General features: G+C 37.3%; 4 protein-coding genes. 2 read left to right on the top strand and 2 right to left on the bottom strand.

All coding sequences use genetic code 11. The annotated features are described in order from the left end of the window. The coding region (locus tag ACOVO2_RS07305; RefSeq protein ID WP_421769341.1) for a hypothetical protein at positions 1-185 on the top strand (185 nt) is incomplete at its 5' end. A 124-nt stretch (positions 186-309) separates the two neighbouring features. Then, positions 310-852, top strand: coding sequence for an SET domain-containing protein (locus ACOVO2_RS07310; RefSeq protein WP_421769342.1), 543 nt, complete (start codon positions 310-312; stop codon positions 850-852). A 204-nt stretch (positions 853-1,056) separates the two neighbouring features. Here ACOVO2_RS07310 and ACOVO2_RS07315 read toward each other — a convergent pair whose 3' ends face one another. Both ACOVO2_RS07315 and ACOVO2_RS07320 read right to left on the bottom strand, forming a co-directional pair. Next, a complete protein-coding gene (locus ACOVO2_RS07315; protein WP_421769343.1) occupies positions 1,057-3,768 on the bottom strand; it encodes a carboxypeptidase-like regulatory domain-containing protein in 2,712 nt (903 codons plus the stop codon). A gap of 69 nt (positions 3,769-3,837) precedes the next feature. Then, the coding region (locus ACOVO2_RS07320; protein WP_421769344.1) for an Hpt domain-containing protein at positions 3,838-4,327 on the bottom strand (490 nt) is incomplete at its 5' end.

The following is a 4,327-nucleotide window of genomic DNA, read 5'->3' on the forward strand; positions in this document are numbered from 1 at the left end:
ACTTGGCAGAAAACTTCAATTCTGATGATTTGCCTTCTCGGGGTTGTGGCGTAGTTTTGGGAAAAACACTTGCTCACGACACCAGCCAACCCGTATGGCCAAACCGTCCTACATTCTTGAAAGAAGCTACTGTAATTTACTCAGATTTGACTAAGGGTACCTCTCTCATGTCGGAGGTAGCATAAAGTAGATGAAGTACACGGCGAAAAAAAGTTTACCTTATTGTGGTTTTGTTCGACCCCGAACGTGGTCACACTTCAAGTCAATTGTCTTATCCTGAAATACATTGTCTAAAAAGCTTATAATCAAATGGAACCAGAATCAAAAATTTTTGTCAAGAAATCAGACATTCAAGGAAATGGGATGTTTGCCCGTAGAGCAATCAAAAAAAATGAAAGTGTACATTTCATGACGGGTCAAGAAATCTCGCTTTTAAAATGTATTGCATTGATTTTACTTCGCAAAGTGCCAGTTGATAATCCGCTTCAAATTGAAAAATGGTCTTACATGATTCTTGACGAAACTTCTGTGGCGGTCAATCATTCTTGCGACCCAAATTGTACGATTGTCGGTAAAAATGAACTGATTGCCATCAAGGATATTGAAGTTGGCGAAGAAATTACCTTTGATTATTCGTTGACGGTTATTCCCAATTTTTACACAAAATACTGGAAAATGACCTGCGGTTGTGGTTCAGAAAAATGTCGAAAGTACGTTTCAAATATAGATTCAATCGGAAAAAATCAGTTAATGAGCTATCTAAGAAATAATGAAATGCAGCAGTATGCACTTGAATTTTTAAAGAAAAACCGACCACAATTGTTGGAAACAACTGTTGGTTGTAGTGTATGATAGAGCCTCGAAGAATTTGCGGACTAATCTATTGAAAACCAAAATATGACACTCGGTCGCTGTCATTCCGAAGGAATCTGTTTTCGACGATTTCAGCGGACGTCGCATGGATACTTTCAGCATGATATTGACGATGAAAAATATCGGACTAACTTAGCGTATGCTTTGGACTCATAACTCATTGATAATGAATGAGATTGGCTCTTAGTCAATGGTAAAAGTCTTTTGGGATTTCGTAACCTTGCCATTTTCGTCATATCCAACTATTTCAACTCTATACTTACCTGGGTTTCCGATGGCTTGAAAACTTACTTTTGCTTTTCCTTCATTGTTGGTAAAAATATCGGGATTCCAATAAATCGTTGAGCGATTTTTTAGCTGAAAAAGTTTGGTGTCATCAAGCTCGTTCTCGGGCAGATAAAACTTTTTGGGAGTAGAAAAACCTGCCATTTTAAAACGCTTGATGCCTTCGGCGGGTGGCGTATTGACAAGCGATAAATCACTCCCAGCCATGAAATTTTTGGTATAAATGGCAATAATGCCATTGGGTGCAATAATACTTCTATTCTGGCGATGAACATCAATTCGGGCAATCATATCGGCAGTGGCAGTTACTTCATTTATATTGTTTACTCGAATGCCATCGACCCAAATTTCGGGTGGTGGCCCCCCACGAGACCAACCTATACCCACGATGCCAGTTGCGGCATCAAACTTCATAATCAACCCTGGAACCCTCCCTTGAATGGTCTGTATAAAGTTTAACTTGCCATTAAAATTGTACTTTTTATCGGTAAATTCATAAGAAGGCTTGCCAAACACTTTATGAAATCGGAGTAGCATTGTGGTATCGGGTTTCTTGGCTTTTACATTAACTTCCTGCAAAAGAATGGAGTTTTTGATGTCGAAATCAAAATCATAATTTACCGATGGCGAACTATTAGTCGGCTGTTTATCAATTATTTTAAAAGTATTATAAACTTTTGGTTGGTAAAATTGGGGCTTAGGAGGCTCTTCCAGCAGAATATTAGAGATAGGTTTTCCTTTCTTACCATTGGCCAAAATATCAATCACTAAAGTATCTTTTCCGTTGATGTTTTCGACTTTAAAATTCCCTTCTTTGTCAGATTGAAAATTATCCATCAAGAAAGTATCTTTTCGCATCATCATCAAATCTGCCGAAATGGGCTTTCCGTTGGAGTCTTTGGTTTTTCCAAAAAAGGTTCTTCCAGTTTCAGAATTATAATCGATGCTTTCAAGACTAATCTTTTGTTTAGAAAACTCTTTTTGTACGATTGGCTGGTATATTTTTACTGCATTTTCGTTCGTAACCGAAATCGAGTACGAATGGTTGGGAATGCCTTCGAGAGTTATTTCTACGTTTTCTGTGCTATTGAATTTATCTTTGTTGAGCGATATATTTTGGCTAACTTCTTTATAATCGGTTATTGGTGAATCAATTACTTGATTTTTCGATAAGACAGTAATCTCATGTACGGTCTGGGTGGAGTCGCCAAAGTTTCGTTGCCAGTTGGTGTATGCCCGCAGAAAATACCTGCCATTTTTGAATTGAGTTTTGAGTAGAAAATCGCCATTTGAAACTCCATTTTTGATTTTTAAAACCTTGCTTTCTATAATTTTTTGTTCATCGTCAATTAAATCAACGTAAACAACTCTACTAATCGCATCCTGATAGGCTGGCTTTGTATAGGTCAGGTAGGTTTTAAACCAGATGGTTTCGCCCAAATAATAGTTTGATTTGTTGGTATGAAAAACAATGTTTTCTTGCAGATGAGTGTAATTTTTTTCATCGAGCGTGACGGCTGTTTTAGCAATCAGTTCTTCTATTTTTGGTTGGAAATCAATCGGCAGCAAGTCTGCTACACGGTGGTTACTAAACGAACCAATCACAAAAACATCAAGAGGGTTTTCAAAAAGCCCATATTGATTGTATCTGACAATATTTTTTTTCGATTCAAACTTTGAAATCTGGTAATTGATATCGATGTATGGACCTCTAAATTCGTTTTTTTGGGTATAATGAATCTCAATGTTTTTTGTTAAATCCAAATTGGTCATTGACCCCTTTTGAGAAATAAGACTATCGGGATTTACCTTTTCGACCGTTTTGAGTGTAACCAGATTATCGACAAAGCTATTGGTACTTTTTGCGTTTGAATTGGGTAAATACGCATAAACATTGAATCCATCTTGCGTACTTGTTCGACGTGCCAAAGACTGTAAAAAATGATTAATTGACCCTTGATAAGCATCCAATCGCTTTGCTCTCCAAGTAACCTGCTCTTTTGACGAAGCGAGCATTTCTTCAAAAAAAGTATCGCCTGCAATCAAGAAGTCGGTTTTTGATACCTCAAACGCTTTCATTACAAAGGTGAGTTTATAGCCTAAAGCAAGGTTTTCAATCAAAATTGGTTGTGAAGATTTGGCAAAAAGTTTATCATCTTTTTCTTCAAAATCTATCACATAGGGGTTGAGGATTTTGCAGTATTTTGCATTTTCGCTAATACCCAGAAAGATGTTTTTAAACCTCTTTAGGCGGGCGTCCCATACTTTATCCTTAGAAGATTTTACACTCACTTCGTCTAAAATCTGTTCGTTGTGTTGCAAAGAAATGACAATTTCAACGACCGAATTTTCTTCTTTTACAACAATTGGCGTGGATTTGGATAAATATCCGACCATTGATGCCACAACATTATAGCTTCCGACTGGCAAATTTGAGAACGTAAACTCCCCCGCGTCGTTGGTGGAAGTTCCTTTGGTGGTATTACCAATGAAAAGGTTGACGTAGGGCAATGACTCTTTGGTTTTATCGTCAATAACCTTACCTCTTATGCTTTTTAGCTGAGCATAAGTTGAGGTACTGATTAACAACAGTAGAATGATGTTTTTCATTATAGAAGTGTTAGAATGTGGTTATTGATAGCGTCCCGCCACTTCCTTAGCTTTTTTTATAGCAACATTTTAACCAATATGAGTTAAAATGGTTTTATACTTCTCCCTAAAAATCTTAAACTCTTCCTCCAAAAACACCAAATTTTCTTGAAAATGGGTTAAATCTCCAGTTTTTGAAGGAACTTCAATGATTTCGGTAATATCGTGGATGCGAGCAAGCCCGATTGTACCTGAATTTCCTTTGAGGGTGTGTAGTTCTCGCTGAATAGTTTTTACATCATCGGGATACGCATTTTTTGCATTTTGAATTTGCTCTTCGGCCTCTCGTTCAAAATCCTCAAAAACTGAAATCAACATTTCTTCGCCTACCATTTCTTTGAGCTGATTGACAACTTCCATATCAAAAACTTGAAATGCAGGGTTTATCGGGCTGTTATGTGTAGGTGTTACATCAGAAATTTGAGCTTCTAAAATACTATTTATTGTTGGAGAATTTTGCGTTGATTTTTCTCCCTCCCTATCGGGGAGGGTCGGGGAGGGGCTTTTTGGCACAATTTCA

The organism is Emticicia sp., from assembly GCF_049241225.1.
Classification (GTDB): Bacteria; Bacteroidota; Bacteroidia; order Cytophagales; family Spirosomataceae; genus Emticicia.